At 65.3% G+C, this 1,330-nt stretch carries 2 protein-coding genes; both read left to right on the forward strand.

Translation table 11 applies throughout. From position 1 onward, the window contains the following. Positions 1-182, forward strand: a 182-nt coding sequence (locus tag AC5ZG5_RS46170) for a hypothetical protein (RefSeq protein WP_496165567.1), incomplete at its 5' end; no start/stop codon positions are given. Next, positions 95-1,330 (forward strand): IS1380 family transposase (locus tag AC5ZG5_RS46175; RefSeq protein ID WP_496165566.1); only part of this gene is annotated, 1,236 nt, incomplete at its 3' end. The genes AC5ZG5_RS46170 and AC5ZG5_RS46175, both read left to right, overlap by 88 nt.

Raw genomic sequence — 1,330 nt, forward strand, 5'->3', positions numbered from 1 at the left:
CCCGCATTTCTCACGGTGTTGAGGCGCATCGGGGCGCGAATCAGCGAAAGTTCTTTTGCGAGAAGGACTTTGCGATGATTCAAGGAATGGCCCGATGCCGACAGAGTGTAGCGCGGAACGGTTTGATTTTGGAGTGGTGGAAGGCCGGGCTGTGGAAGCAGCCTTTGATGCTGGCCTGGTGACGTCGGATGCTGGCGCGCTGCTTCTGGGCGCCACCGATCGGGCGATCGATCTGGTGGGGCGCTTTGCAGATTGCTTTCGCGATCATCGCCGCCCGGACTTGATCGAGCATGCGGTCGGGACGTTGGTCGGACAGCGGGTCTTTGGCATCGCCCTTGGCTACGAAGATCTCAACGATCACGACGAACTGCGGCACGACCCGCTGATGGCGGTGCTGGCGGGCAAGCTTGAAGCCCGGCGCGAGGACTGCGCACCGGTGGCCGGCAAGTCGACGCTGAACCGACTGGAGCTGAGCCGGAACGAGCCTTCACGCTATCACAAGATCGCCTATGAGGCGACGGCGATCGAGGCGTTGCCGGTGACGCTGTTCCTGGAGGCGCACAAGCGAGCGCCGAAGCAGATCATCCTCGATCTCGACGCCACCGACGACCCGCTGCACGGGCATCAGGAGGGGCGCTTCTTCCACGGCTATTACGACTGCTACTGCTATCTGCCGCTGTACGTGTTCTGCGGCCGGCATCTGCTGGCGGCCAAGCTGCGCCCGGCCGATATCGACGCCAGTGCGGGCAGCGTCGCGGAGGTCGAGCGGATTGTCCGACAGATCCGCGCCCGCTGGCCGTTCACGCGCATCGTGCTGCGGGCGGACTCGGGCTTTGCGCGCGAGGCGCTGATGGCGTGGTGCGATGAGAACCGCGTGGATTACCTGTTCGGGCTCGCCCGCAACACGCGCCTGGTCGCCATGATCGCAGAGGAGCTGGCCACGGCTCGGGCTGCAGCCGAGAAGACCGGCCGACCGGCGCGCCGCTTCAAGGACTTCCAATGGAGCACGCTCGACACCTGGAGCCGAAGGCGCCGCGTCGTCGCCAAGGCGGAGTGGACAACAGGCGAGGCCAATCCGCGCTTCGTCGTGACCTCGCTCAAGCGGGCCGAGGTGGGCGCGCGGCAGCTCTACGAGGACGTTTACTGCGCCCGCGGCGACATGGAAAACCGCATCAAGGAGTGCCAGCTCGACCTCTACGCCGACCGCACTTCCGCAGCGACCATGCGCGCCAACCAACTGCGGCTGTGGTTCGCCTCGATGGCCTATGTGCTGATCTGTGCCCTGCGGCGCATCGGCCTTGCCGAAACCACCTTTGCGGACGCCACCTGC

It is taken from the genome of Bradyrhizobium sp. Ses1 (assembly GCF_059512365.1).